A 24314-nucleotide genomic window follows, 5' to 3' on the forward strand; every position below is an offset into this window, starting at 1 on the left:
CAGTCCAATTGACGCAGGTCAAAGCCGGCGTGCTTTCCTTCGCATAGGCAGACCGAACGCCCCGATCCGGCGGCGGTGGACGTTCATCAGTATTTCGGTTGTCGACATGAAACGCGTGCCTCAATGGCGAGGCTTCGGGAGGACTGAAGACATGGCCTGCGGATCGACCCCTTGCTGCAACGACTGCACCCTTCGCAGGGGGACATTGTGTTCCGCGATCCGGGCGCGCGATGCCTCGGTCTGGCCGCTGATCCCGGAATCCGAGGGGCTTCAGCCGGGCGCGGCGCCGACCGATGTCAGCCTGAAGGGCGGGCGCTTCGGTATCCTTCATTCCGGGCTGCTGCTGCGCTGCGGTGCGGAAACCGGCATGGATCTTGTGTCCACCGGCGAGCCTTTGGGCGAAGCCTTCCGTGGCAACCGCGAGATGCGGGTGTCGGCGGTGGTGCCGTCTGTGGTCTGCTGGTTCGACGTCCACGAGGTCGAGGCCGCGGCCCTGCGCGATGCCGGTCTTTATGCGGCACTGTCCGCGGCGACGGCGCAGACCGCAGATCTGCGGCGGATCTTTACCCGGATGCGCTCGGTTCTGCCGCCGGTCGAGCGTCTGGCCGGTCTGCTTGCAATCTGTGTCCATCGTCTGGCCGAGCGTGACAGCATGGGCGTGTTCCGGCTGTCGCTTCAATGCCGGCATGACGATCTGGCGACGCTGCTTGCGCTGTCGGGGATGCAACTGGACGAGGCGCGCAACGAACTGATGCGGCGGGGCCTTGTGATCCTGCATACCGATGGCACGGTTGAAATTCCGCGTCTGACGGCGCTTGAGGATCTGGCCGGGCTGGACCTGTCGCCCGCGCATCGCAACCCGATGGTGGGCATTCTGTCCGCTCTGGCCGCGCGTCAGCGCGCCTGACCCGCTCCTCCGGCCGGGCGCGCGCCTTGGCCGGCCCGCAGCACCCCTTGTCATTCGCGCTTCGTGAATGACAGCCTACCTGAACAGGTTCCGTTCAAGGATGTAACGCATCCCGCGCTGCCAGCTTTCATCCGTGTTTCCGCGGATATCCACCGCTAGGCCGCGCAGCTGCGCCCCGGTGGTGGCATCCCTGACGTAAAGGTTCATCGACAGGATCAGGTTCGAAACCTTCTGCACCTCGGCCACCACGGCGTAATCGGCCCCCAGCCGGCGTGCCATCCGCAATTCGCATCCATTGCAGGCGGCGGGGTTCCGTGTCCGGGCCAGTTCCCCGGTCACCGGCGCCAGATCCACCAGCCGCAGCCCATGCGCCCGCAGGGCGCGGGCGGCCTGCGCCTCGACCATCTCGATCCGGGCGGTCTCATCCAGACGGGGGCCGTTCATTTCGCCCTCGGCCGAGGTGTCGATCAGCGTGACGCCGAAGAAGGCGGCGCTGCGGCCCTGCCACAGGTCATCGGCAATGGCGGGCGAGGCGAGCAGGGCAAGAAGGCTGGCGGTGCGTATCATGGCCCCAGCCTGTCGCGCCCTATGCCGCGCGGCAACCCGGTCTTAGGTCGGGGTCTCCCCCCAATGGCTGACTCGCGGGACTCGGGCGGTCTTGCGACACTCGGGGCGCATTTCAGGGAGGATGCAATGACCGACATGACAGAGGGAAGTGACGTGAAGATCCACCCGTCGGTTGATGAGGGGGTCAAGCCGGGCCGCGAGGATTTTCAGGGCGGGACGCTGCGCTGCAAATGCACCGACCGCCCGGTCGAGGTCCGCATCACCGCGCAGGCGGCACATAACCACGTCTGTGGCTGCACCAAATGCTGGAAACCTGATGGTGCGATCTTCAGCATGGTGGCGGTGGTGCCGCGGGGCGCGGTCGAGGTGGTGGCCAACGGCGACAAGCTGAAGGTCGTGGATCCGAACACGGCGATCCAACGCTATGCCTGCACCGGCTGCGGCACCCACATGTATGGCCGGATCGAGGACAAGAACCATCCGTTCTACGGGCTGGATTTCATCCATACCGAGCTGTCCACCGATGAGGGCTGGGCCGCGCCCGGCTTTGCCGCCTTCGTGTCGTCGGTGATCGAAAGCGGGGTGTCGCCGGACCGGATGGATGGCATCCGGGCGCGGCTGCGCGACCTGGGGCTGGAACCTTACGATGCGCTGTCGCCGCCCTTGATGGATGCAATCGCCACCCATCTGGCGAAACGCTCGGGCAAGCTGGTCGCATAGGCCGCGCCTGCTTTGGCCGGGGGCGCTTCGGCTGCCCCCGGCCGGTCCGGGGGGTGCCTTTTTTGGCGCAACCTTTGGTCACTCATCCTTTTTTCCGATCTGGCTCTGGCCGGATTTCCTCGTAAGCTGGATCAATGACAGGCCCGCGGCGGTGCCACGGGTTCAAGAGAAGGAGAGTATCATGCGCACCCGTGCCGCCGTTGCGGTCGAAGCCGGCAAACCGCTGGAGATCATGGAGGTCAACCTTGAAGGCCCGAAGGCCGGCGAGGTGATGGTCGAGATCAAGGCCACCGGCATCTGCCACACCGACGAATTCACCCTGTCGGGTGCCGACCCCGAGGGGATGTTCCCGGCGATCCTTGGCCATGAAGGCGCGGGCGTGGTGGTCGAGGTCGGCCCCGGCGTCACCAGCGTGAAGCCCGGCGATCATGTCATCCCGCTTTACACGCCCGAATGCCGGCAGTGCCCAAGCTGCCTTAGCCAGAAGACCAATCTTTGCACCTCGATCCGTTCGACGCAGGGGCAGGGGCTGATGCCGGACGGCACCAGCCGCTTTTCCATGCTCGATGGCACGCCGATCCTGCATTACATGGGCTGTTCCACCTTCTCGAATTACACCGTCCTGCCCGAGATCGCGGTGGCCAAGGTGCGCGAGGATGCACCCTTCGACAAGATCTGCTACATCGGCTGCGGCGTGACCACCGGCATCGGGGCCGTGGTCAACACCGCCAAGGTCGAAATCGGCGCCAAGGCCATCGTCTTCGGTCTGGGCGGCATCGGGCTGAACGTGATTCAGGGCCTGCGGCTGGCGGGCGCCGACATGATCATCGGCGTCGATCTGAACAACGCCAAGAAGGAATGGGGCGAGCGGTTCGGGATGACGCATTTCGTCAACCCCGCCGAGATCGACGGCGACATCGTGGCCCATCTTGTCAATATGACCAAGACGCCCTTCGATCAGATCGGCGGCGCCGACTACACCTTCGATTGCACCGGCAACGTCAAGGTGATGCGGCAGGCGCTTGAGGCCTGCCATCGCGGCTGGGGCCAGTCGATCGTGATCGGCGTGGCGCCTGCCGGGGCCGAGATCCAGACCCGGCCGTTCCAGCTGGTGACGGGACGGGTGTGGAAGGGCTCGGCCTTTGGCGGTGCGCGGGGGCGGACGGATGTGCCGAAGATCGTCGACTGGTACATGGACGGCAAGATCCAGATCGACCCGATGATTACCCACCTTTTGACGCTGGACGAGATCAACAAGGGGTTCGATCTGATGAAGGCGGGCGAAAGCATCCGCTCGGTCGTGGTGTATTAAGCGGGCCGGTCTGCCCGTCCCGGCCCGGTCGCTGTGACCGGGCCGGTTGAAAAGTGCCCCTTTTTCCCAAGTGCCGGTACGAGTGTGCCCCGGGTCGTGTGGGGCAGGGCGGCTGTCGCAAGACGGAACGCCCGCTGCGATCCGCCAAGGGAGAAGACCATGAGACTGACAGACATCCGTGCCGCGACAGTGCGTGTCGCGGCAGCCGGGAATGACTTGGCGCCGGCCCCCGCCTTTGCAAGCGAAGGCGATCCGCAGACAGGCGAGAATGTCTTTCGCAAATGTTCGGTCTGCCATCAGATCGGCGAGGGGGCCGCCCACAAGACCGGGCCGATCCTGACCGGCATCGTCGGCCGGCCCGCGGCCAGTCTGGAGGGGGGCGACTATTCCCCCGGCCCGACCGGCGCGGCCGAAACGGGTCTGGTCCGGGATCATGTGACGCTGGCCGATTTCCTGGCCAATCCGCGCAAGGCCATGCCCGGCATCCGCACCCCTGACGAGCTGGCCGACCTGATCGCCTGTCTTGGCAGCGTATCTGCCAGCCCCGTGCAGGAAGCCGGCGATCCCGCCATGAGCGCCGAGGTGGAAGGGGTGAAAACCATGGCGCGGAATGGCGTTTTCCACCTCGATCGCGTCCTGAGGGGGCGGTCATACTTTGGGCTTACAGCGCCAAGGGCCTCGTTGACGCGTCGTTTCGCCGCCCCTTAGCATCATCGCAGGACTGGAGGACGCCAAGGGGGAAGGCGGCCGGGCCTGCGATTTGAAGATCAAGTGATCGCCAAAAGAATTCAACATCGGGAGGAGCCAGATGAGAATGCTGAAGACGGGTCTTTGTGCGACCCTCATGCTTTCGGCCGCACCAGTCCTTGCCAACGACTCGGTGATCCAGGCCACCGGCGACGCCAAGCAATGGGCCATCCAGACCGGGGATTATGCCAACACCCGTTACTCGGAACTGAGCCAGATCACGCGCGAGAATGTGGGCAACCTTCAGGTTGCCTGGACCTTCTCGACCGGGGTGCTGCGCGGGCACGAAGGCTCGCCGCTGGTGATCGACGGGATCATGTATGTCCATACCCCGTTCCCGAACAACGTCTATGCTCTGGACCTGAATCAGGACGGCAAGATCATCTGGCGGTATGAACCGAAGCAGAACCCGGACGTGATCGGCGTCATGTGCTGCGACACCGTCAACCGCGGCGTGGCCTATGCCGACGGCATGATCTTCCTGCATCAGGCCGATACCACGGTGGTGGCGCTGGATGCCAAGACCGGCGAAGTGAAATGGAGCGTTCAGAACGGCGATCCGGCGGCAGGCCAGACCAACACCGCGACCGTGCTGCCGGTGAAGGACAAGGTGCTTGTCGGCATCTCGGGCGGCGAATTCGGCGTGCGGGGCCATGTGACCGCCTATGACATGAAGACGGGCGCGCAGGTCTGGCGGGCTTTCTCGACCGGGCCGGATGCCGAGATGCTGGTCGACCCGGAAAAGACCATGGTGCTGGGCAAGCCGGTGGGCAAGGATTCCTCGCTGCAAAGCTGGGAGGGCGATCAGTGGCAGATCGGTGGTGGCACCACCTGGGGCTGGTATTCCTATGACCCGGAACTGGATCTGGTCTATTACGGCACCGGCAACCCTTCGACCTGGAACCCGTCGCAGCGCCCGGGGGACAACAAGTGGTCGATGACCATCATGGCCCGCGATCCCGATACCGGCATGGCCAAGTGGATGTATCAGAAAACCCCGCATGACGAGTGGGACTATGACGGGGTGAACGAGAACATCCTTGTCGATCAGGAGATCGACGGCCAGATGCGCAAGCTTCTGGTGAACTTCGACCGCAACGGCTTTGCCTACACCATGGACCGCGAGTCCGGTGAACTTCTCGTGGCGAAAAAGTATGATCCGGCGGTGAACTGGGCCTCCGAGGTCAACATGGACAAGGATTCGGACCAGTATGGCCGTCCGCAGGTGGTGGCGCAGTATTCCACCGCCCAGAACGGCGAGGACACCAACACCACCGGCGTCTGCCCGGCGGCGCTGGGGTCCAAGGACCAGCAGCCGGGCTCTTTCTCGCCCCGGACCGGGCTGTTCTATGTGCCGACGAACCACGTCTGCATGGATTACGAACCCTATCGCGTCAGCTATTCCGCCGGTCAGCCCTATGTCGGCGCTACGCTGTCGATGTATCCCGCGCCGAACAGCCATGGCGGCATGGGCAACTTCATCGCCTGGGACGCGACCAAGGGCGAGATCAAATGGTCGCTGCCCGAGCAGTTCTCGGTCTGGTCGGGGGCCTTGGCCACGGCGGGCGATGTGGTGTTCTACGGCACGCTGGAAGGCTATCTGAAGGCGGTGGATGCCGAAAGCGGCAAGGAGCTGTTCCGCTTCAAGACGCCCTCGGGCGTGATCGGCAACGTGATGACCTACGAGCATAACGGCAAGCAATATGTCGGCGTGCTGTCGGGGGTCGGCGGTTGGGCGGGGATCGGCCTTGCCGCGGGTCTGACCAACCCGAACGAGGGTCTGGGCGCGGTGGGCGGCTATGCCGCGCTTAGCGACTACACCCGTCTGGGCGGTCAGTTGACCGTGTTCGCTCTGCCGAACTGACGGCCGGACCATCCGGGGGCCGGGGTCGCAAGGCCCCGGCCTGCCGCAGCCGCAGCCGCCCCGCGCGGGTGGCATTCCACCGCAAGGAGAAGAACCGAAATGAAGACCACTGTGTCCCTGGGGGCGGTGGCGGCCCTTGTCCTGATGGCCGGCGTCTCGCCTCTGGCCTCGGCCGAGGCGGCGGCGCAAGGCGTGGATGTCGCGGTCGCATCGACGGACGGCATCCGGTCCTACAACGCCGACGAGGTGCCGACCTTCAACATCGCCGAGGATGGCACGGTGGACTGGCCCACCTTCTCGGGATACCGCCGCTATCAGTCGGAATGTCACGTCTGCCACGGGCCGGACGGCATGGGCTCGACCTATGCGCCGCCGTTGAAGGACAGCGTGATGCGGCTGGATTATTATGATTTTCTGGCGACGATCGCCAACGGCAAGCAAGAGGTCGGCGCCGCCATGAACCTTGTGATGCCGGCCTTCGGTACCAATCCGAACGTGATGTGCTATGTCGACGACATCTGGACCTATCTGCGCGCCCGCGGATCGGGGGCGCTGGATCGCGGCCGGCCGGCCAAGCGCGCCGACAAGACCCCGGAATATGCCGAGGTGGAAAAGACGTGCATGGAATGACCCGGTTTGCGCTGCTGGCCGCGGGCCTTCTGGCCGCGGCACCGGCGGCGGCGCAGGTGGCCGATCTGGTCTCGGATCAGGCGTTCCGTGTCTGTGCCGACCCTGCCAACGCCCCGATGTCCAGCCAGGACGGAACGGGATTCGAGAACCGCATCGCCGAGCATCTGGCGAAGGTTCTGGGCAAGCCGCTGGATTATACCTGGTTCCCGATGGTGACGGGCTTTGCGCGCAACACGCTGTTTGCCGGCAAGTGTGACGTGGTGATCGGCTATGCGCAGGGCGACGAACTGGTTCTGAACACCAACCATTATTACACCTCAACCCATGTTCTGGTGGTTCGGGCCGACGGGCCGCTGGCGGGGGTGACCTCGCTGGCCGATCCCGCCTTGCAGGGGCGGCGGGTCGGCGTGGTGGCGGGCTCGCCGCCCGCGTCGCATCTGGTGCGCCACGGGCTGATGGCCAAGGCCCGTCCCTACAATCTGATGGTGGATCGCCGGGTCGAGAATCCGGCGGGCGACATGCTGGACGATCTGGAAACGGGCGCCACCGATGCGGCGGTGCTGTGGGGGCCGGTGGGCGGTCCGCTGGCCAAGGGGCGCCCGGCACTGAAGGTGGTGCCGCTGCTGGCCGAAGAAGGTGCGCCGCGGCTTTACTATCGCATCACCATGGGCGTGCGGCAGGGCGAGGATGTCTGGAAGCGCGCGTTGAACTCGGTTCTGCGGCGTGAACAGGCGGCGCTGGATGCGATCCTGCGCGATGCGGGCGTGCCGCTGCTGGACGATTACGGCCGCGGGCTGAAGGCTGCGGAATGAGGGCGCTGGCGGCCTTGTTCCTTGCCGCGGCACTGCCGGCGGCGGCCGAGGTTCCCGAACCGTCGGGCTTTCGCGCCGAGCCCTATCGCGCGCCGGTTCCCGCCACGGTCGAGGGTCGGCCCGGCCTGACCGCGGCCGAGGCCGCGCGTCTTCATGCGCAGGGTGTGCCCTTTGTCGATGTGCTGCCGCGCCAGAAGCGGCCAGAAGGTCTGCCACAGGGCACGATCTGGCATGTGCCCGCGCATCGCACCATTCCCGGCGCGGTCTGGCTGCCCGATACCGGCTATGATCGCCTTGCCCCGGACGAGGAACGCTATCTGCGCGACGGGCTGGCGCGCGTGACCGGCGGCCAGCCCGCCGCCCCGCTGGTGATCTTTTGCAAGCGCGACTGCTGGATGTCGTGGAACGCGGCCAAGCGGGCGCTGGGCTGGGGGTTTGCCGGGGTGCAATGGTTCCCCGGCGGGGTCGAGGATTGGCAGGCCGAAGGCGGCACATTGCAGGAGGCAGTTCCCGCGCCGGGGCCATGATCGGCCCATGCTTTTGCCCATGGCTTTGGAATGTGTCAGGAGGTTTGCGTCATGCGACATCTGAAGGCCGCGGTTCTGGCGGCGCTTGTGTGGCCCGCGACCGTCGCGGCCCAGACCGAGATCCGCGCTGCGGTGCTGCGGGTGGATGTGCAGGGCCGGCCCCCGGTCTCGCGGCTGGATCTGCCACCCGACGATCTGGGTCTGGCCGGCGCGCGGCTGGGGACGGCCGACAATGCCACCACCGGCCGTTTCATGGGCCAGACCTTCATCACCGAGGAAGTGACCGCCACCCCCGAGACCGCGGTTCAGGCGATCGAGGCGCTGGTCGCCCGCGGCACGCGGATGGTGGTGACGCTGGCGGATGAGGCGACGACGCTGGCGCTGGCCGATGCGGCGGGCGAGGGGGTGTTGCTGTTCAACGCCCGCGCCCGTGGCGACGAATTGCGCAACGATCAGTGCCGGGCGAACCTGCTGCATGTGGCGCCCTCGCGTGCGATGGTGGCCGATGGGCTGGCGCAGTTCCTGATGTGGAAACGCTGGGACGAGTGGTTCCTGATTTCGGGCAGCCACCCTGCTGACCGCGCGCTGGCCGATGCGCTGCGCCGCGCCGCGACCAAGTTTGGCGCCCGCATCGTCGAGGAACGCACCTTCGAAGATACCGGCGGCGCCCGGGCGACCGACAGCGGCCTTGTGCAGATACAGGCGCAGATCCCTGCTTTCACCCAGCGCGCGGCCGACCATGACGTGGTGGTGGCCGCCGATGAGACCGGCCTTTTTGCAGCCTATCTGCCCTTTCACACATGGGAGCCGCGCCCGGTGGCGGGGTCGGCCGGCCTGCGTCCCGTCACATGGCATCCCGCGATGGAGATGTGGGGCGGCACCCAGTTTCAGACCCGGTTCGAAAAGCAGTCCGCCCGGCCCGCGCGCGAAGAGGATTATCAGGTCTGGCTGGCGCTGCGCGCCATCGGAGAGGCGGCGACCCGCACCGGATCGGGCGACATGGCGGTGCTGCGCGACTACATGCTGGGCGATCAGTTCCAACTTGGGGCCTTCAAGGGGCAGGCGCTGACCTTCCGCGACTGGGATGGCCAGCTTCGCCAGCCGATCCTGCTGGGGTCGGGGCCGATCGTGGCTTCGGTCTCGCCGCAGTCGGAATATCTGCATCAGGTCTCGCAGCTTGACACGCTGGGGACCGACCGGCCCGAATCCGGTTGCCGGATCGACAGAAAGGAATGAACGCGATGCTGACACGATCCACCGCGCTTGCCGCCTGCCTGCTTGCGGCCAGTCCCGCCTTCGCGGGCAAGATCTTCGTCTCGAACGAAAAGGGCAACGACATCACCGTTCTGGATGGCACCAGCTTCGAGGTCATCGCCACTTTCCCGGGCGGTCAGCGCCCGCGCGGCATCACCGCCTCGCCCGATGGCAAGCGACTTTATGTCTGCGCATCGGACGACAATCTGGTGCGGGTGTTCGATACCGACAGCTATCAGGAACTGCCCAGCCTGCCTTCCGGACCCGACCCTGAACTGTTCGTGCTGCATCCGTCAGGCAACCCGCTCTACATCGCGAACGAGGACGACAACATCGTGACCGTGGTCGATGTGGAAACCCGCACCGTGCTGGCCGAAGTGCCGGTGGGGGTCGAACCAGAGGGGATGGGTGTTTCGCCAGATGGCGGCATTGTCGTCAACACATCCGAAACGACGAACATGGCCCATTTCATCGACACCACCAGTTTCGAGATCGTGCAGAACGTGCTGGTCGATCAGCGCCCGCGCTTTGCCCAGTTCACCGCCGACGGCAAGTCGCTGCTGGTCTCGTCCGAGATCGGCGGCACGGTGTCGGTGATCGATCCGGCAACCGGCGAGATCCGCACCAAGATCAGCTTTGCGGTGCCGGGCGTCCTGCCCGAGGCGCTTCAGCCGGTGGGCGTGCGGGTGACGCGGGACGGATCGAAAGCCTATGTCGCGCTGGGGCCGGCCAACCGCGTGGCCGTGATCGATGGCACGACATGGGAGGTGACGGATTACCTGCTGGTTGGCCAGCGGGTCTGGCAGCTCGCCTTTTCGCCGGATGAGAAATATCTTTTCACGACCAACGGCAACTCGAATGACATCTCGATCATCGACGTCGCCTCGGATGAGGTGATCCGCTCGGTTCAGGTGGGCGAACAGCCGTGGGGCGTGGTGGCGGTGCAATGACAGGGAGGATGCAGGGATGATCACGCGGGCATTGGCCTTCGCACTGGGAATGGCGCTGGCGGCGCCGGTCATGGCGCATGACTTCGGCTTTGCCGGACTCATGTCGGCGTCGAACCGGCAGGATCTGGCGGATCTGACGCTGGCTTCGGGCAAACCCGTGGCCGCGGCACCCTATGAGCTGAAGTCGGGCACCTATTACCGGATGAAGATCGTGGCCGACGGATCGGCCGAACTTGCGCTGTCGGGGGGCGATTTCTTCCGCGCGATCTGGATCAACGAGATCGTCATCAACGGCATCGAGATCCGCCCGATGGGGGTTCATTCGCTGGAATTCGACGAGGCGGGCGAGGCGCGGATCAGCTTTGTGGCGGTCGTGCCGGGGACGTTCACGCTGTCGATCCCCGGCTCGTCCGGCGAAAGCCAGCGCGCCACCTTCACCATCCGCTGACACGAGGGGACATGATGAAAAGAATTTTCGCAATTGGCGCCGTGTTGGCAGCGACCCCCGTCATTGCACAGGAAACCGATCAGGCGACACTCGACCGGATCAATGCGCTTCTTGCCGGGATGCAGTGCGAGGTCGATCCCGCGAACATCGAACCCGAAGATGCCGGCTGGGAACTGGATGACGTTTTCTGCGCCGACGGGCAGTATGACATCAAGCTTGATGCCGATCTGAACGTGACGGAGCGCCGCAAGGAATGATCCACGAAGGTCCGCCCGCGCTGGATATCGCAGACCTCAGCCATGCCTTCGGGCCGGTTCAGGCGCTGCGCGATGTCAGTTTCACCGTCCCGCGCGGCGCGTTCGTGGCGCTTCTGGGGGTGAATGGCGCGGGCAAGACCACGCTGGTTTCGCTGATCACCCGGCTTTACGACAGCACCAGCGGCACGATCCGGGTGGCGGGCTTTGACGCCCGCCGCCAGCCCGGCGAGGCGCTGGCGCGGCTGGGTGTGGTGTTTCAAAGCCGCGCGCTGGATGCCGATCTGACGCTGCGGCAGAACCTGCGCTATCACGCGGCGCTGCACGGCATCGGCCGACGAGAGGCGGCGGCGCGGATCGACGAGGTTCTGGCCCTTGTCCGGCTTGGCGACAAGGCCGGCGCCCGGGTGTCCACGCTATCGGGCGGTCAGCAGCGCCGGGCCGAGATCGCCCGCGCGCTGCTGCACCGGCCTGAACTTCTGCTGCTGGACGAGGCGACGGCCGGGCTTGACCTGCGCTCGCGCGCCGAGGTGGGGGCGGTGGTGCGCGACCTGATCGCGACGCAGGGTGTTTCCGCGCTGTGGGCCACGCATATGATGGAAGAGGTCGCCCCCGAGGATCGGGTGGTGGTGCTGCACCGGGGCGAGGTGCGGCTTTCGGGGCGCGCCTCTGATCTGGGGGGCAGCCTGTCGCAAGGCTTCCTTGCGCTGACGGGGGAACAGGCATGACCGCACCACAGCGCCCGCCCTTGCGACCGGCATCGCGCCCCGGCCATGGGCTGGGTCTGGCCGGCTATCTGACCGCCTTTGCCGGCATTACCGCGCGGGAAGTCCTGCGTTTTGCCCACCAGCGCGAGCGGTTCCTTGCCGCCCTTGTTCGCCCGCTGGTCTGGCTGTTCATCTTTGCTGCGGGCTTTCGCGCCGTTCTTGGCCTGTCGATCACTGAACCCTATCAGACCTATGTGCTCTACGAGGTCTACGTCACCCCCGGCCTGTGCGCGATGATCCAGCTTTTCAACGGGATGCAGTCATCGCTGTCGATGGTCTACGACCGTGAGACGGGGGCGATGCGCACGCTTCTGGTCAGCCCGTTTCCGCGCTGGTTCCTGTTGGGATCGAAACTGGTGGCGGGGGTGCTGGTCTCGATCCTTCAGGTTTATGCCTTTTTGCTGATCGCGTGGTTCTGGGGCATCCGGCCGCCGCCTCTGGGCTATCTGGCGGTGCTGCCGGCGCTGTTTCTGTCGGGGATCATGCTGGGGGCGCTGGGGCTGTTCATTTCCTCGGCCATCCGTCAGCTTGAGAATTTCGCCGGGGTGATGAATTTCGTGATCTTCCCGATGTTCTTCGCCTCGACCGCGCTTTACCCGTTGTGGCGGCTGCGCGATTCCAGCCCGCTTCTGGCCGACATCGCCTTCGCCAATCCGTTCACCCATTCGGTCGAACTGATCCGGTTCGCGCTTTATCTGCGGTTCGATCCGGTGGCCTTCGCCGTGGTGTCGGGGGCCGCGATCCTGTTCTTTGGCGCGGCGGTCTTCATGTATGATCCGTCCAAGGGGCTGTGGGCCAGCCGCAAGCGATAGGGGGTCTTTCAGATGTTGCCACGGAGTCTTGCCGCCCTGTTTGTTGCCCTGATCGCCCCGATGGCGGGCGCGGCCGATTTCTCGGACCCAGACTGGCCCTGTATCCAGCGCAAGCAGCCGCATCTGTCGCTGGCGCAGGTCTGGTCGGGTCCGGTGCCGGATGCGGCGGCCGAGGATCTGGCGCGCTCGGCCGCGATTCAGGCCCTGGCCGAGGTTCTGGAACAGCGCCGTCTGCCCATCGAGGACGCCGAAGCCCGGATCGCGGCCTTTGCCGAAGGTCGCAGCCCGGCCGAGATGACCGCACTGTTTCTGGCAACCTTTCAACGGATCGAGGCGGTGCGCACCCGCGTCATCGCTGGCATTGCGCGTTACGCCCACAAACAGGCCGCGCTGGACGATCAGATCGACGCCCGCCGTGCCGAACTGGCGGTGCTGATGGCGGCCGAGGTCAAGGACTTTGACCGGATCGACGCGGTCGAGGCCCAGCTTGACTGGGACACCCGGATCTTTCGCGACCGGCAGCAGTCGCTGACCCATGTCTGCGAGACGCCGGTGATCCTGGAACGCCGCGCCTTTGCGCTGGGCCGTGCGGTGATGACGCATATGCCGAAATAGCCTGTGCATGGGGCCGAGAGATGGCCGGTGGCCCTGCGCCACCGGCCGCCGGCCGCCGGGCCGGACTCCGGGGATCTGGCGGCTGATGAAACAGCTTCGACCCGGTGGCCCCGCCTGCGGGTCAGCGGTGGCCGGTCATGCATCGGCGGTTCAGGCCACCGTCCGGCTGCGGCCTATTCCCACTCCAGTTCGGCATAGGCGGCCGAGGCATTGCGCGGGTGGCTGATGGCATAGCCCTGCCAGCGGGCGGCGTCCTCGGGGTGGGTGTGCCGGATCGCCTCGCTCATGGGTCGGCCTGCGGCGATGGCTGTGCGGATGTCGTCGGCCAGTCGTGTCAGATAGGTCCGTGTCGGCTTGGCCCCCTCGGGCCATGGCAGCGGCGCCGGGCCATGGCCGGGCACGATCTGGCGCAGCTCGGGCCGGGGGTGGTCCAGCCAGTCCAGCCAGCCCGTCACCGATCCGTCCAGCGTCGGCAGCAGATCGTTGAACACCAGATCGCCGGTGAACAGCGTGCCGGATGCGGCATGAAACACCGTCAGGTCGTTGTCGGTATGGGCGGTTGGCTCGGCTGTCAGGTCCAGCACCAGCCCGCCCAGATCCAGCGTTCCGATCGCCACGCCGCGGTCGGGCAGGGCGATCCTTGTGCCGATCAGCGCGCCATGACCGACCTGCGCGGGATAGCTGTCCATCCAGGCTTCGGCCCGCGCCTCGATTCCCGCCGCCAGTTTCGGCGCGCCAAGGATCTCGGCCCCCGCCTCGCGGAACAGATCGGCGCCGAAGCTGTGGTCGGGGTGCATGTGGGTCAGGATCAGCGCCCGGATCGGCAGGTCGCTTCGGGCGCGGATCGCGGCATAGAGCGCCTCGGCCTCGGCCCGGCTGGCGCCGGCGTCGATCACCGCGATGGCGTCCTGTCCGATGGCCACACCCAGATTGGCGATGCGGCCAAGGTTCTTCTGATCGGGCAGGGCGGCGATGCCGTGATGGACGAACAGGCCCGGCGCGACCCTTGTCAGCGTCAGCGCGGGCAGATCGGCCAGCGGCGCGCAGCGGTGGCCGTGCAGGGTCAGCCCCGGATGATCGGCCAGCCATGCCGCGGCCCGCGCCCCGGCCTCGGCCGTGCAGGCAGCCGGTGTCAGCGGCGTGGGCAGCAGCCGGTCGGCACAGGTGCCGGGTTCGGCCGCAAGGCACAGGGTCAGCACAAGATGCAGCATGGCCCTGATTAGCGCCTTTCCGCCGGTTCGCGCACTCCACCGAAAGTCTGATAGGCGGCGCGGTCCGCGCATGGTTTCATGCAGGCCATTCCGCACAGGAGATCGCCATGCAGATCGTCCGGCCATTTGTCATTTGTGCAACCCTTGCCGCAGGTCCGCTTTGGGCCGATGAGAAGCCCTCGCCGATGGAACCCGGCGAGGCGTGGCAAAGTCTGCGTCTGGATGTGTTCGGCACCGATGCGATTGCCGAGACCCCCGGCGCGCTGATGCTGGATGCGCCGTTCCGGGCCCATGATCCGGCACTGGTGCCGGTCCGGCTGACGCAACCCGCCGATGGTGCCCCCCTGTCCGAGATCACGCTGATGATCGACGAAAACCCGGCGCCGGTTGCTGCCACCTTCACGCTGGGGCCGGCGATGCATCCGCTGGATCTTGAGGTTCGGGTGCGGGTGAACGCCTATTCCAACGTCCGCGCGGTGGCGAAGGCGGCCAATGGCGGCGACTGGCTGATGGCGGGCCGCTTCGTCCGCGCCACCGGCGGTTGCGCCGCCCCCGCCGGCAAGGATGCCGAAGCGGCGCTGGCCCATCTGGGCGAGATGCGCGTTCAGCCCCTTGCCGCGGAACAGACCCCCGATGGTCTGCGCCGCACGGCCAAGCTGATGATCCGTCATCCGAACTATTCCGGGCTTCAGCGCGATCAGGTCACGCTGATGACCATCCCCGCGCGGTTCATTCATCTGCTCGAGGTCCGGCAGGGGGACGAGCTTTTGTTCACCATGTCCGGCGGCATTTCGATTTCAGAAGATCCGGTGTTCACTTTCCGCTATCGTGACAGCGGCGCGGGGGAAATCCGTGTCCGGGCCGTGGATACCGAAGGCGTCGAGTTTGGCGGATCCTTCGCGATATCCGCAGGTTGAAAAAAGTCACTTTCAGCGGGAACCCGCGGCAGGCACTGCGCGTTGATCGGCTCGGGCCGGGATTTGTGCCGCGGATGTGCGAATAAAAGGGGCGGCGCACAGGATCGCCCCGACAGAACAGCAGCCGCGCCGGGAGGAGGAAGCCCGCGCGGAAACGGGAGGAAGACCATGGGACATGTTCCAAGCTGGAGCCTTGGCTGCGCCGGCGCCCAGCGTGTGGCGGGCCGTCGCGTCAGCGATGTGCTGATCGTCGACGATCATCCGCTGATGTGTGATGCGCTGGCGATGACGCTGACCCACGCCTTCGGGCTGAAACGGGTGCGCAGCGCCGCAAGTCTTGCCGCCGCCGAGAAATCCCTGCGCGAGGGGCCTTTGCCGGATGCGATCGTGCTGGATCTGAACCTGCCCGACGTGTGCGGCATCGAAGGCGTGATGGCGTTGCGAAAACTTGCGCGCAACGTGCCGCTGACGGTGATCTCGGCCGAGGTGGATTCGGATATGGTGACGGCGGTGATGGCCGCCGGTGCGCTGGGGTATGTCTCGAAAAGTCTGCCGCGGCCGCAGATGGTCGATGCGTTCGAACGGATGTGGGCAGGCGAGCAGGTGACGCCGCGCGAATACGATGCCGATGGCGCGGCCGAGGATGGCGCCGATGTCCGCGATCTGGCGCGCAGTTTCGCCACGCTGACGCCGCAGCAGATGAACATTTTGCGGCTGATCTGTCAGGGCCGGCCCAACAAGCTGATTTCCTATGAACTTTCCATCGCCGAGGCGACGGTCAAGACCCATATCGCCGCCATCATGTCGAAGATCAACGTCAGGAATCGCACGCAGGCCGCACTGTTGGCCAGCAAGGCCCGGATCTTCGCGCGCTAGGGGGAACGGGTGGCGGAAGGGCTGTTGGCCGACTGCGCCGTGCCGGACCTTGGGTCCGGTCTGCCGGTTGTGCTGTCCGAACCGGGCGATGCGCCCGATCTTGTGGCGCGGCTGCTGGCGGGGCTTGGCCCCGCGGCGCCGGCGGCGGTGTTGCTGTTTGCCTCGCCCGCGACGGATCTGCCGGGCCTTGCGGCCGGTTTGCACGCGGGGCTGGGCGGTGCCACCGTTATCGGCTGTTCCTCGGCCGGCGAGTTCGCCTGCGATGGCTATGGCACCGGCCGGGTGGTTGCGGTGGGCCTGCCCGCATCGCATTTCCGCACCGAAGCGATCTGGCTGAAACCGCTTTCCGGCCTTGCGGTATCGGACTGGATGGCCGATCTGCGCGCCCTTCTGACGCGGTTCGAAGGCCAGCCGCACCGCCACCGATTTGGCCTGCTGCTGATCGACGGGCTGAGCCGGCAAGAGGAACTGGTCGCGGCCACCGTGGATGCGGTGGCGCATCGTCTGCCCGTCCTTGGCGGCTCGGCTGGCGACGGGCTGCGCTTTGCCGAAACCTGTCTTGTGCTGGACCGTGACAGCCATCCCGACAGCGCGATCTTCGCCGTGGTCGAGACGGATTTTGCGCTGGAACAGGTGGTGTTCGACCATTTTTCGCCCTCGGGCGAGCGGATGGTGGTGACCGCGGCGGTGCCCGAGGAACGGCTGATCCTTGAGATCAACGCCGAACCCGCGGCCGAGGAATATGCCCGCCTGATCGGCCTGCCGGTGCAGGCGCTGAACCCGCGCAGCTTTGCCGAAAACCCGCTGCTGGTGCGGATGGGCGGCCAGTATCACGTCCGCGCCATCCGCGAGGTGACCCCCGAGGGCGGGTTGACGCTGATGTCCTCGATCGAGACCGGCGTTTTGCTGGCACTGGGTCGCGCCGACGATCTGACCCACGGGTTCGAGGCCCGGCTTCAGGCGCTGGGCCGCCGCCCGGTGCTGATCCTTGCCTTCGATTGCATCCTGCGCCGTCTGGCGCTGGAACAGGCGGGGTTGGAGCCGGCGGTGGCCCGCATCTTTGCAGATTGGCGCATCGCGGGCTTCAACACCTATGGCGAGCAGCATGGCGGGGTGCATGTGAACCAGACCTTCGTGGGCCTTGCCCTGATGAGGCCCGACCATGCTGCGTGACGAAGACAGCCCCGAGCGTCAGATCGAAAAGCTGAAGCGGATCAATGCCGCGCTGATCGACCGGCTGGACCGTGCCGATGCCTCGCGCGGGTCGCACTGGATGCTGTTCCAGACCGCCGCGGTGCTGGAACAGGAACTGCTGGCGCGCAATCGCGATCTGGAACAGGCGCTGGCGCATCTTGGGGCGGTAAACCGCGAACTGGCCGAGGCGCGCGAAACCGCCGACGAGGCCAACCGCTCCAAGTCGCGCTTTCTGCGTGCGGCCAGCCATGACCTCTTGCAGCCGTTAAGCGCGGCCAAGCTGTTCCTGTCGCATCTGGCCGAAATCGCCACCGATCCGCTTCAGGCCGATCTGGTGGGCCGGATCGGTCATGCCTTCGATTCGACCGAGGAACTGATCCGGGCGCTTCTGGAAATCTCGCGCCTTGATTCCGTTCGGCTGGACGTCAGCTGCGAGCGCGTCTCGCTTGGTCGGTTGTTCCGGCGGTTGTCGGTGGATTTTCAGGGCGCGGCCGAGGCGAAGGGGCTGGATCTGCGCTTTGTGATCTCGTCGGCCACGGTGATGTCGAACCCGGTGTTCCTGCGCCGGATCGCGCAGAATCTGGTCTCGAATGCGATCAAATATACCCGTGCGGGGCGGGTGGTGGTGGGCGCGCGACGCGAAGGCGCGGATGTCTGGCTCGAGGTGCATGACACCGGCCCCGGCATCCCCCCCGAGGACCGCGAGCGGATCTTCAACGAATTTGAACGCCTTGCGCCCGATGGCGACGAGGCCGGCACCGGGCTTGGCCTGTCGATCGTGCGCCGGGCCTGCCTGCGGCTGGGCCACGAGGTCGACCTGCGCGGTGCGCCCGGCCGCGGCTCGGTGTTCCGGGTCCGTCTGCCGCGGGCGCTTGATGCGCCGGGGGCGCTTCAGCCTGCGCCGGCCACGGCGGCCACCACCGGCGCGGTGCAGCGCATCGCCGGCAGCCCACCCGCGCCCGCGCCGCTGGCCGAGGTTGCAGCCGTTCCCGCACCCGCGCCCTTGCGGGGCCGCCGCGCGCTGGTGGTCGAGAACGATGCCGCGATGCGCGATGCCTATGCGCTGCTGCTGCGCCGATGGGAGATGGAGGTGGCAACCGCCGATGGCACCGCGACGGCGCTGGCGGCACTGGCGGGCCTGTCGCCCGAGGTGATCGTGTCCGACTATCGGCTTGATGGCGGCGAGACCGGGATTCAGGCGGTGGCGGCGCTTCGGCGCCGGTTGGGACGGCGGGTGCCGGCGTTGCTGGTCACGGCCGAAACCGATGCGGGGCTTGGCGCGCAGGCTGCCCGTCTGGGCGCCGCGCTGCTGCAAAAGCCCGTGACCGAGGCCGACCTGCGCGAGACGGTCTCGGCTTTGTTGGAGGGGCGGCGGCGCGGGGCGGCCGCCGCGGAATAGGGGGAACGGGAATGGGATTTGTCAGGGGATGGCTGGTGGCGGTGGCGGTTGTCGTCGGGGCGGGGCCGGTGGCGGCGGGCCAGTTGGCGGATGTGATCTTTCGCCCCGGCGCCTTCGCGGAAACCACGGATCAGACACGTTACAGCCATGCGCGCAGCGGCCCCGAAATTGCGGGTCTGCGCCTGGTTACCGGCGGCGAACTGGTGGTCAGCCCGCATGACGCCCCGGCGGGAACCCAGCTTGGTCTGACGCATCGGGTGGATGGCAAGGATCTGCCGGTGGCCGATTTTCCGGCCACGGGGGGCGATCCGGTGCTGCTGTGGTTTCTGGAAAACACCGTTCGCAGCATGGCGCTGATCACGCAGGGCAGCCCGTTCTACATCCGCAACCGCCTGCGCGAGGCGCTGGGCGCCGCGGGGCTGGAGCGCGCCGAAGGTCCGGTGACGGCCGAACTGCGCCCCTTCGCCGCCGATCCCCGGCGCGAACAGATGGGCGCTTTTGCCGATATGGTGCTGCGGATCACCGTCGATCCGGGTCAGCCGGTGCCGCTGCGTGCGCTGTCGGCCGATACCACCGCGGCGGGCGGCAGCTACCGCGAAACCCTGACGCTGGAGTCGCGGTGATGGCGGCGGCAGGCATGTCAAGCGCGCGGGCGTCAGTCCGGCGCAGGGGGCGCCGGGGGGCGGCTGCACTTGTCTCCGGCCTGCTGGCGCTGGCGCCGGCCGTGCTGATGGCAGAGGTCGCGCCCGGCGCCGCGTCGGTCACAGCGGCGGGGCCGGATGCGGGCGCGGTTGCGGCCGCACCCGCTGTCGGGTCGGGGCAACAGTGGAACGACTATCCGACGCTGGCGCGGGCCGACTACATCTTCGGCTGCCTGGCCGCCAACGGCCAGGACCGCGAGACGATGCGGCGCTGCGCCTGTTCCATCGATGTGATCGCCTCGATCCTGCCCTATGAGGCCTATGTCAGCGCCGAAACCGTGCTGTCGATGCGGCTGGCGGTGGGCGAACGCGCGGCGCTGTTCCGCGTGCCCGCGACCGATGCGCAGGTGGCAGAGCTGCGCCGCGCGCAGGCCGAGGCCGAGATGGTCTGTTTCTGATCCTTCGCGCGCCCTGTGCAGGACGCGCAAGACGCCGGCAGCCCATTGCCTGCGTCCCACGTCTCGAACCTGACCGTATCGCCTGGGTCCGGCCACCCTCCGGGTGCCCGTTGGCTGCCCGCTGCCCTGCGTCAGCCCCGGCCGTGAAAGTCGGATGCCGGGTCGTTCAGCACCATGTCGCGCAGTCTTTCCCACAGGTGCCGGCGTAGCAGGGCGTAATCGGGCAGGGCGCGGGTGTCGTGATTCCAGCGCGGGCGGGGGAAGGGCACAGCGATTTCCTCTGCAATCCGCCCCGGCCGGGGCGACATCAGCACGATCCTGTCGGCCAGGATCAGCGCCTCATCCACCGAATGGGTGACGAACAGCACCGTTGCCGGGCGGGCCGCCATCAGGCGCATCAACTCGATCTGCATCAGTTCGCGCGACTGGGCGTCAAGGCTGGCGAAGGGTTCGTCCATCAGCAGAAGGGTGGGCTCTGCCGCCAGCGCGCGGGCCAGGGCAAGCCGTTGGCGCATCCCGCCCGAAAGCTGCGCCGGCCAGCTTTTCGCGAAGCGTGAAAGACCGACCAGCGACAGGTAGTGCTCGGCCCGTTCCCGCGCTTCGGCCCGGCCCAGTCGGGGCAGCGCGAAGGCCACATTGTCGCGCGCGGTTTTCCACGGGATCAGCCGGAACGACTGGAACACCATCGCCGTGCCATCGCCGGGCTGCGGCGGCTGGCCGTCCACCGTGACGCCGCCGGCATCGGGCCGGATCAGCCCGGCCACCAGCCGCAAAAGCGTGGTCTTGCCGCAGCCCGATGGCCCCAGAAGCACAACGACCTCGCCCCGTGCGACCGCAAGCGAGACCTGCGACAGCGCAAGTGTCGGCGCTTTCGCGGTGCCGAACCCGCGCGAGACGCCACTGAGAAGGACATGGGCCGGGATCACCCCTCGGCCGGGCCGATCTTGTTCAGAACGGCCTCCAACGGGCCGAAATCGGTCCATTCCGTCAGGCTGACCGGGCGAAGGCCCTGAAAATCCTCGGTGCCATACATCCATTCGACCGTCCCTTCCAGTTCCGCGCGGTCGAGCCCGCCGTTCACACTCCAGCTTTGACGATAGGCTTCGGCCAGGGTTTCCAGATCGGCGCGGGCGACATCGGGGCGGGCGAGGGCCATCCGCTCGACCCAGGTCGCGGGGGTCTGGAAGTCGCGGGCGGCCAGAACCAGCGCCTCGATCACCGCCTCGACCTCGGGCCGGCGGGTTTCCAGCACCTTGGTGGTGACGATATTGACCTTGGTGGTGACGGGGGCGGCGGCAAAGTAATCGTCCATGCCGATCAGGATGTTGACGCTGTCGCGGTCAGGCATCGCGGTCCAGACGCCCACCGACATGGTGGTGGCATCGATCTGCCCGGCCAGCAGCGCCTGCGCCCGCACCGCGGGCTGGCCCAGTGGCACAAGCGACAGCTTTTCGGTGTCGACACCCTTGGTTGTCAACACCTTGGTGCTGAGCGAATGGTCAAGGCTGCCCAGCCGACCGATGCCGAAACTGCGCCCTTCAAGCTGGGCGGGTTCGGTGATGTCGGGCCGGCTGGCGATCAGATAGGGCAGGGCCTTGTTGGGCGACATGACCGCGCGCAGATCGTCCGTGCCCCGCGCCACCATCTGCAACAGCGCATCGGTCGAGACATTGGCCATCTCGCCCTCGCCGGCCTGAAGTGCGGCCATCGCCATCGGCGTCTGCTGAACGCGCACCAGTTCGACCTCGACCCCGGCGCGGTCGAAATAGCCGTTGGCCAGCGCCAGATCCATCACCGAATTCGGCACCAACGGGGTTTCGAGATCGCTGACGATCAGGCGGAACGGCTCGGCCGTGGCGGGCAGTGCCAGGCCAAGTGACAGGGCAAGGGCGAGAAGTCTGGTCATGGAGCCTCCGGTTACGGGTTACGGACAGGAACGGGTCAAGGTCTTTCGGCGGTCTGCCAGCGCGACAGCCGGGCCTCGATCAGGCGAAGGCCCTCGGTCACGATCACGCCGATCATGGCCAGCGCCAGAACGATGACGAAATATTCCGCCATGCGGAAGGTGTTGCCATAAAGCGCCAGAAGTCCGCCGAGGCCGGTGACGGCGGTATAAAGTTCGGCCACCACCGTGTTGATCAGCCCGATGGTGGCGCCCAGCCGCAGCCCCACCACAAGGAAGGGCAGAGCGCCCGGCAGGACGATGTGAATCGCTATCCGCACGGGCGAGGCGCCGGTGGAGCGTGCCATCTCGATCAGGTCGGCGTCGCGGGCAAGAACGCCGGCATAGGTGTTGAGGATGATGGGCATCACCGCGCCAAGAAACACGATCACCGCCTTCGCCTCGATCCCCAGACCGAGCAGAAGGATGATCAGCGGAATGAAGGCCACCCGCGGCGTGGCGGCGAGGGCAAAGACGAAAAGATCGACAGTGCGCCCGAAGATGCGGACTGCCCCCATCAGCGCGCCCAGCGGGATGCCCACGGCGATCGCGGCCAGAAGCCCGGTGCCATAGACCGCGAGGCTTTGGCCGAGTGCGGTTTGCAGGCGGCCCTCGGACCAGAGCTGGGCCGCTGCCATGGTGGTTGCCGCGGGCGAGGGGATGATCCCCCGCGGCACATTGGCCGAGGCGAGCCACCAGAGCAGGATCAGAAGCGCAAGGAACCCCAGACGCAGGACGGTCAGGGTAGCGGCACCCCCTGGCGGGCGCCGGCCGCGGCCGGGCGCTGTGTCGGATCTGGCCAAGTTGTCCCCTTCGCTGGGTGGTGTCTGCCGAAGGTTGCAGCATCGCGGCCGGGCGGCAATCCAACTTTAGGGGGAGGTTTGGGTGTTGGCGCCGGGGGCGCTGCCCCCGGACCCCCGGGATATTTGGGCCAGAATGAAGGGGACGGGGGGCTTTGGGGTGGGGGGTTGCGTTGGGGGGGCGGCACCGCGGGACGGCCCACGACGGGTGGGAAGGAGGGGGGCGGCTGGGGGCGGCGACGAGGTGGGGGCGGGGATGAGGTGGTGGCAGGGGTCAGCCGAGCGCGTAGCCTGCGCCGCGCACGGTGCGGACCGGGTCTTCGCCGCCGTGGGCGCAGAGCGCCTTGCGCAGGCGGCCGACATGGACGTCGACGGTGCGGCTGTCGACATAGATGTCGCGGCCCCAGACGCGGTCGAGGAGTTGTTCGCGACTCCAGACCCGGCCGGGTTTGTCCATGAAGGTGGACAGCAGGCGGAATTCGGTCGGGCCGAGTTTCAGCAGGTGTGGGCCGCGGTGGACCTTGTGGGTTTCGGGGTCGAGGCGGATATCCTCGAATTCGAGCGCCACGCCGACGCTGGAGGGGCGGGCGCGGCGCAGCTGGCTGCGCACGCGCGCCATCAGTTCGATGACGGAATAGGGTTTGACCACATAATCGTCGGCGCCGGTTTCGAGGCCGCGGACGCGGTCGACTTCCTCGGATCGGGCCGAGAGCATGATGATCGGCACCTTGCGGGTGGCCGGGCGGGTCTTGAGCTGGCGGCAGACCTCGATGCCCGAGACCGAGGGCAGCATCCAGTCCAGAACGATCACGTCGGGGCCGGTCTCGTCGACCAGCATCAGCGCCTCTTCGCCATTGCCGGCCTGCACGACGCGGAAGCCTTCGGCCTCGAGATTGTAGGACAGCACCTCGCGTTGGGCGGGTTCATCCTCGACCAGCAGCACGACCGGCTGATCCGCGGGCGACATCAGCGGCCCCCCTTGGCCGATAGCGGGCCGGTCGCCAGATCCTCTTTCGGGCGCGGATCGCCCGGCAGGGCGCCGGTCACCAGATAGATCACCTGTTCGGCGATGGCGGTGGAATGGTCGCCCATGCGTTCGATGTTCTTGGCGATGAAATGCAGATGCATGCAGGCGGTGATGTTGCGCGGATCTTCCATCATATGGGTCAGGAACTCGCGGAAGAGGGCGTTATACATCTGGTCCACTTCGCGGTCGCGCTGGCGGACTTCGGCGGCAAGGTGGGCATCGCGCTGGATGTAACTGTCGAGCGCGTCTTTCAGCAGCAGTTCCACCGTCTTGGCCATCCGCCGGATCGATCCGGCCGAGTCGCCCACGGTCGGCATCTGTCCCAGCGCCAGCGAGCGTTTGGCGAGGTTCTTGGCATAATCGCCGCAGCGTTCCAGCGCGGCGGCGATCTTCATCACCGTCAGCACCGTGCGCAGGTCTGTCGCCGTGGGCGAGCGCAGCGCGATCAGGCGGGCGGCCTCGGCATGGATGCGCTCTTCCAGCGCGTCGATGGCGGCATCGCCGCGGCGGACCTGTTCGGCCAGTTCCTCGTCGCGGGTTTCCAATGCCTGGGCCGCATCGAGGATGGCGGCCTCGACCATGCCGCCCATCTTCATGATAAGCGCCTGCACCGCTTCGAGGTCGCGGTCGAAGGCGCTGGAGATGTGGGGGTCGGTGATCATG

General features: G+C 66.9%; 28 protein-coding genes. 21 read left to right on the top strand and 7 right to left on the bottom strand.

The window, feature by feature from the left end:
• Nucleotides 1-205: 205 nt before the first annotated feature.
• Entirely contained in the window at nucleotides 206-907 is a 702-nt protein-coding gene (locus CRO07_RS00850; protein WP_235840898.1) for a cyclic nucleotide-binding domain-containing protein, read from the top strand.
• Between the two features lie 75 nt (nucleotides 908-982).
• On the opposite strand, the gene CRO07_RS00855 is transcribed toward CRO07_RS00850, so the two are convergent.
• The gene (locus CRO07_RS00855; RefSeq protein ID WP_097028794.1) at nucleotides 983-1474 is read right to left on the bottom strand and encodes a DUF3280 domain-containing protein; all 492 of its coding nucleotides are present in this window, start codon (nucleotides 1472-1474) and stop codon (nucleotides 983-985) included.
• Nucleotides 1475-1600: 126 nt separating this feature from the next.
• Here CRO07_RS00855 and gfa point away from each other — a divergent pair, with 126 nt between their 5' ends.
• From gfa to CRO07_RS00925, 14 genes are all read left to right on the top strand, one after another.
• Nucleotides 1601-2194: an S-(hydroxymethyl)glutathione synthase gene (gene gfa / locus CRO07_RS00860; protein WP_097028795.1), complete on the top strand. Its 594-nt coding sequence runs from the start codon at nucleotides 1601-1603 to the stop codon at nucleotides 2192-2194.
• Between the two features lie 181 nt (nucleotides 2195-2375).
• Entirely contained in the window at nucleotides 2376-3506 is a 1131-nt protein-coding gene (locus CRO07_RS00865) for an S-(hydroxymethyl)glutathione dehydrogenase/class III alcohol dehydrogenase (RefSeq protein ID WP_097028796.1), read from the top strand.
• Between the two features lie 159 nt (nucleotides 3507-3665).
• Nucleotides 3666-4214 (top strand): c-type cytochrome, encoded by a 549-nt coding sequence (locus CRO07_RS00870; RefSeq protein ID WP_097028797.1) that lies wholly within the window; start codon nucleotides 3666-3668, stop codon nucleotides 4212-4214.
• 100 nt (nucleotides 4215-4314) lie between these two features.
• Entirely contained in the window at nucleotides 4315-6117 is a 1803-nt protein-coding gene (locus CRO07_RS00875; protein ID WP_097028798.1) for a methanol/ethanol family PQQ-dependent dehydrogenase, read from the top strand.
• A 99-nt stretch (nucleotides 6118-6216) separates the two neighbouring features.
• The gene (locus tag CRO07_RS00880) at nucleotides 6217-6747 is read left to right on the top strand and encodes a c-type cytochrome, methanol metabolism-related (RefSeq protein WP_097028799.1); all 531 of its coding nucleotides are present in this window, start codon (nucleotides 6217-6219) and stop codon (nucleotides 6745-6747) included.
• The gene (locus tag CRO07_RS00885) at nucleotides 6744-7559 is read left to right on the top strand and encodes a substrate-binding domain-containing protein (RefSeq protein ID WP_176504455.1); all 816 of its coding nucleotides are present in this window, start codon (nucleotides 6744-6746) and stop codon (nucleotides 7557-7559) included. Before CRO07_RS00880 ends, CRO07_RS00885 begins: the two co-directional genes overlap by 4 nt.
• The gene (locus CRO07_RS00890) at nucleotides 7556-8086 is read left to right on the top strand and encodes a PQQ-dependent catabolism-associated CXXCW motif protein (protein ID WP_097028801.1); all 531 of its coding nucleotides are present in this window, start codon (nucleotides 7556-7558) and stop codon (nucleotides 8084-8086) included. The genes CRO07_RS00885 and CRO07_RS00890 overlap by 4 nt, the downstream gene beginning before the upstream one ends.
• 51 nt (nucleotides 8087-8137) lie before the next feature.
• Nucleotides 8138-9322, top strand: coding sequence for an ABC transporter substrate-binding protein (locus tag CRO07_RS00895; RefSeq protein ID WP_097028802.1), 1185 nt, complete (start codon nucleotides 8138-8140; stop codon nucleotides 9320-9322).
• A gap of 5 nt (nucleotides 9323-9327) precedes the next feature.
• Nucleotides 9328-10290 carry a YVTN family beta-propeller repeat protein gene (locus tag CRO07_RS00900; protein ID WP_097029031.1) on the top strand — a complete coding sequence of 321 codons (963 nt, stop codon included), beginning with the start codon at nucleotides 9328-9330 and terminating at the stop codon, nucleotides 10288-10290.
• A gap of 16 nt (nucleotides 10291-10306) precedes the next feature.
• Nucleotides 10307-10738 (top strand): cupredoxin domain-containing protein, encoded by a 432-nt coding sequence (locus tag CRO07_RS00905; RefSeq protein WP_097028803.1) that lies wholly within the window; start codon nucleotides 10307-10309, stop codon nucleotides 10736-10738.
• A gap of 41 nt (nucleotides 10739-10779) precedes the next feature.
• Nucleotides 10780-10995 carry a PepSY domain-containing protein gene (locus CRO07_RS00910; protein WP_407919615.1) on the top strand — a complete coding sequence of 72 codons (216 nt, stop codon included), beginning with the start codon at nucleotides 10780-10782 and terminating at the stop codon, nucleotides 10993-10995.
• Complete coding sequence (locus tag CRO07_RS00915) at nucleotides 10992-11720, top strand: ATP-binding cassette domain-containing protein (protein WP_097028804.1); 729 nt, start codon at nucleotides 10992-10994, stop codon at nucleotides 11718-11720. Before CRO07_RS00910 ends, CRO07_RS00915 begins: the two co-directional genes overlap by 4 nt.
• The gene (locus CRO07_RS00920) at nucleotides 11717-12571 is read left to right on the top strand and encodes an ABC transporter permease (RefSeq protein ID WP_097028805.1); all 855 of its coding nucleotides are present in this window, start codon (nucleotides 11717-11719) and stop codon (nucleotides 12569-12571) included. The genes CRO07_RS00915 and CRO07_RS00920 overlap by 4 nt, the downstream gene beginning before the upstream one ends.
• A gap of 12 nt (nucleotides 12572-12583) precedes the next feature.
• The gene (locus CRO07_RS00925) at nucleotides 12584-13186 is read left to right on the top strand and encodes a hypothetical protein (RefSeq protein ID WP_176504456.1); all 603 of its coding nucleotides are present in this window, start codon (nucleotides 12584-12586) and stop codon (nucleotides 13184-13186) included.
• 173 nt (nucleotides 13187-13359) lie between these two features.
• On the opposite strand, the gene CRO07_RS00930 is transcribed toward CRO07_RS00925, so the two are convergent.
• Nucleotides 13360-14397 carry a quinoprotein relay system zinc metallohydrolase 2 gene (locus CRO07_RS00930; RefSeq protein WP_097028806.1) on the bottom strand — a complete coding sequence of 346 codons (1038 nt, stop codon included), beginning with the start codon at nucleotides 14395-14397 and terminating at the stop codon, nucleotides 13360-13362.
• Nucleotides 14398-14504: 107 nt separating this feature from the next.
• Here CRO07_RS00930 and CRO07_RS00935 point away from each other — a divergent pair, with 107 nt between their 5' ends.
• The 6 genes from CRO07_RS00935 to CRO07_RS00960 all read left to right on the top strand — a co-directional run bounded on the left by CRO07_RS00935 (nucleotide 14505) and on the right by CRO07_RS00960 (nucleotide 19882).
• Entirely contained in the window at nucleotides 14505-15314 is an 810-nt protein-coding gene (locus tag CRO07_RS00935) for a quinoprotein dehydrogenase-associated SoxYZ-like carrier (protein ID WP_097028807.1), read from the top strand.
• A 168-nt stretch (nucleotides 15315-15482) separates the two neighbouring features.
• The gene (locus tag CRO07_RS00940) at nucleotides 15483-16190 is read left to right on the top strand and encodes a response regulator (protein WP_097028808.1); all 708 of its coding nucleotides are present in this window, start codon (nucleotides 15483-15485) and stop codon (nucleotides 16188-16190) included.
• A 24-nt stretch (nucleotides 16191-16214) separates the two neighbouring features.
• A complete protein-coding gene (locus CRO07_RS00945; protein WP_235840899.1) occupies nucleotides 16215-17363 on the top strand; it encodes an FIST N-terminal domain-containing protein in 1149 nt (382 codons plus the stop codon).
• Entirely contained in the window at nucleotides 17353-18783 is a 1431-nt protein-coding gene (locus tag CRO07_RS00950; protein ID WP_097028810.1) for an ATP-binding response regulator, read from the top strand. The genes CRO07_RS00945 and CRO07_RS00950 overlap by 11 nt, the downstream gene beginning before the upstream one ends.
• Nucleotides 18784-18794: 11 nt before the next feature.
• Nucleotides 18795-19406 carry a hypothetical protein gene (locus tag CRO07_RS00955; protein WP_097028811.1) on the top strand — a complete coding sequence of 204 codons (612 nt, stop codon included), beginning with the start codon at nucleotides 18795-18797 and terminating at the stop codon, nucleotides 19404-19406.
• A gap of 107 nt (nucleotides 19407-19513) precedes the next feature.
• Nucleotides 19514-19882, top strand: a complete 369-nt coding sequence (locus CRO07_RS00960; RefSeq protein WP_097029034.1) for a hypothetical protein — start codon at nucleotides 19514-19516, stop codon at nucleotides 19880-19882.
• 131 nt (nucleotides 19883-20013) lie between these two features.
• Here CRO07_RS00960 and CRO07_RS00965 read toward each other — a convergent pair whose 3' ends face one another.
• The 5 genes from CRO07_RS00965 to phoU form a co-directional block, all read right to left on the bottom strand.
• Nucleotides 20014-20808 (bottom strand): ABC transporter ATP-binding protein, encoded by a 795-nt coding sequence (locus CRO07_RS00965; protein WP_235840900.1) that lies wholly within the window; start codon nucleotides 20806-20808, stop codon nucleotides 20014-20016.
• On the bottom strand, nucleotides 20805-21788 hold the full coding sequence (locus CRO07_RS00970; protein WP_097028813.1) for an ABC transporter substrate-binding protein: 984 nt from the start codon (nucleotides 21786-21788) through the stop codon (nucleotides 20805-20807). Before CRO07_RS00970 ends, CRO07_RS00965 begins: the two co-directional genes overlap by 4 nt.
• Before the next feature lie 35 nt (nucleotides 21789-21823).
• Entirely contained in the window at nucleotides 21824-22627 is an 804-nt protein-coding gene (locus CRO07_RS00975; protein ID WP_097028814.1) for an ABC transporter permease, read from the bottom strand.
• Between the two features lie 271 nt (nucleotides 22628-22898).
• Complete coding sequence (gene phoB, locus CRO07_RS00980) at nucleotides 22899-23591, bottom strand: phosphate regulon transcriptional regulator PhoB (protein WP_097028815.1); 693 nt, start codon at nucleotides 23589-23591, stop codon at nucleotides 22899-22901.
• A complete protein-coding gene (gene phoU / locus CRO07_RS00985; RefSeq protein WP_097028816.1) occupies nucleotides 23591-24313 on the bottom strand; it encodes a phosphate signaling complex protein PhoU in 723 nt (240 codons plus the stop codon). Before phoU ends, phoB begins: the two co-directional genes overlap by 1 nt.
• Nucleotide 24314 lies beyond the last annotated feature (1 nt).

The sequence above is a fragment of the Cereibacter ovatus genome (assembly GCF_900207575.1).
GTDB lineage: Bacteria > Pseudomonadota > Alphaproteobacteria > Rhodobacterales > Rhodobacteraceae > Cereibacter_A > Cereibacter_A ovatus.

Coding starts and splice junctions, on each gene's coding strand:
- CRO07_RS00905 (WP_097028803.1), top strand. CDS start 10,307: ATGATCACGCGGGCATTGGCCTTCGCACTGGGAATGGCGCTGGCGGCG.
- CRO07_RS00925 (WP_176504456.1), top strand. CDS start 12,584: ATGTTGCCACGGAGTCTTGCCGCCCTGTTTGTTGCCCTGATCGCCCCG.
- CRO07_RS00885 (WP_176504455.1), top strand. CDS start 6,744: ATGACCCGGTTTGCGCTGCTGGCCGCGGGCCTTCTGGCCGCGGCACCG.
- CRO07_RS00870 (WP_097028797.1), top strand. CDS start 3,666: ATGAGACTGACAGACATCCGTGCCGCGACAGTGCGTGTCGCGGCAGCC.
- gfa (WP_097028795.1), top strand. CDS start 1,601: ATGACCGACATGACAGAGGGAAGTGACGTGAAGATCCACCCGTCGGTT.
- CRO07_RS00960 (WP_097029034.1), top strand. CDS start 19,514: ATGGCAGAGGTCGCGCCCGGCGCCGCGTCGGTCACAGCGGCGGGGCCG.
- CRO07_RS00940 (WP_097028808.1), top strand. CDS start 15,483: ATGGGACATGTTCCAAGCTGGAGCCTTGGCTGCGCCGGCGCCCAGCGT.
- CRO07_RS00880 (WP_097028799.1), top strand. CDS start 6,217: ATGAAGACCACTGTGTCCCTGGGGGCGGTGGCGGCCCTTGTCCTGATG.
- CRO07_RS00950 (WP_097028810.1), top strand. CDS start 17,353: ATGCTGCGTGACGAAGACAGCCCCGAGCGTCAGATCGAAAAGCTGAAG.
- CRO07_RS00865 (WP_097028796.1), top strand. CDS start 2,376: ATGCGCACCCGTGCCGCCGTTGCGGTCGAAGCCGGCAAACCGCTGGAG.
- CRO07_RS00915 (WP_097028804.1), top strand. CDS start 10,992: ATGATCCACGAAGGTCCGCCCGCGCTGGATATCGCAGACCTCAGCCAT.
- phoU (WP_097028816.1), bottom strand. CDS start 24,313: ATGATCACCGACCCCCACATCTCCAGCGCCTTCGACCGCGACCTCGAA.
- CRO07_RS00875 (WP_097028798.1), top strand. CDS start 4,315: ATGAGAATGCTGAAGACGGGTCTTTGTGCGACCCTCATGCTTTCGGCC.
- CRO07_RS00855 (WP_097028794.1), bottom strand. CDS start 1,474: ATGATACGCACCGCCAGCCTTCTTGCCCTGCTCGCCTCGCCCGCCATT.
- CRO07_RS00930 (WP_097028806.1), bottom strand. CDS start 14,397: ATGCTGCATCTTGTGCTGACCCTGTGCCTTGCGGCCGAACCCGGCACC.
- CRO07_RS00890 (WP_097028801.1), top strand. CDS start 7,556: ATGAGGGCGCTGGCGGCCTTGTTCCTTGCCGCGGCACTGCCGGCGGCG.
- phoB (WP_097028815.1), bottom strand. CDS start 23,591: ATGTCGCCCGCGGATCAGCCGGTCGTGCTGCTGGTCGAGGATGAACCC.
- CRO07_RS00970 (WP_097028813.1), bottom strand. CDS start 21,788: ATGACCAGACTTCTCGCCCTTGCCCTGTCACTTGGCCTGGCACTGCCC.
- CRO07_RS00900 (WP_097029031.1), top strand. CDS start 9,328: ATGCTGACACGATCCACCGCGCTTGCCGCCTGCCTGCTTGCGGCCAGT.
- CRO07_RS00935 (WP_097028807.1), top strand. CDS start 14,505: ATGCAGATCGTCCGGCCATTTGTCATTTGTGCAACCCTTGCCGCAGGT.
- CRO07_RS00955 (WP_097028811.1), top strand. CDS start 18,795: ATGGGATTTGTCAGGGGATGGCTGGTGGCGGTGGCGGTTGTCGTCGGG.
- CRO07_RS00895 (WP_097028802.1), top strand. CDS start 8,138: ATGCGACATCTGAAGGCCGCGGTTCTGGCGGCGCTTGTGTGGCCCGCG.
- CRO07_RS00920 (WP_097028805.1), top strand. CDS start 11,717: ATGACCGCACCACAGCGCCCGCCCTTGCGACCGGCATCGCGCCCCGGC.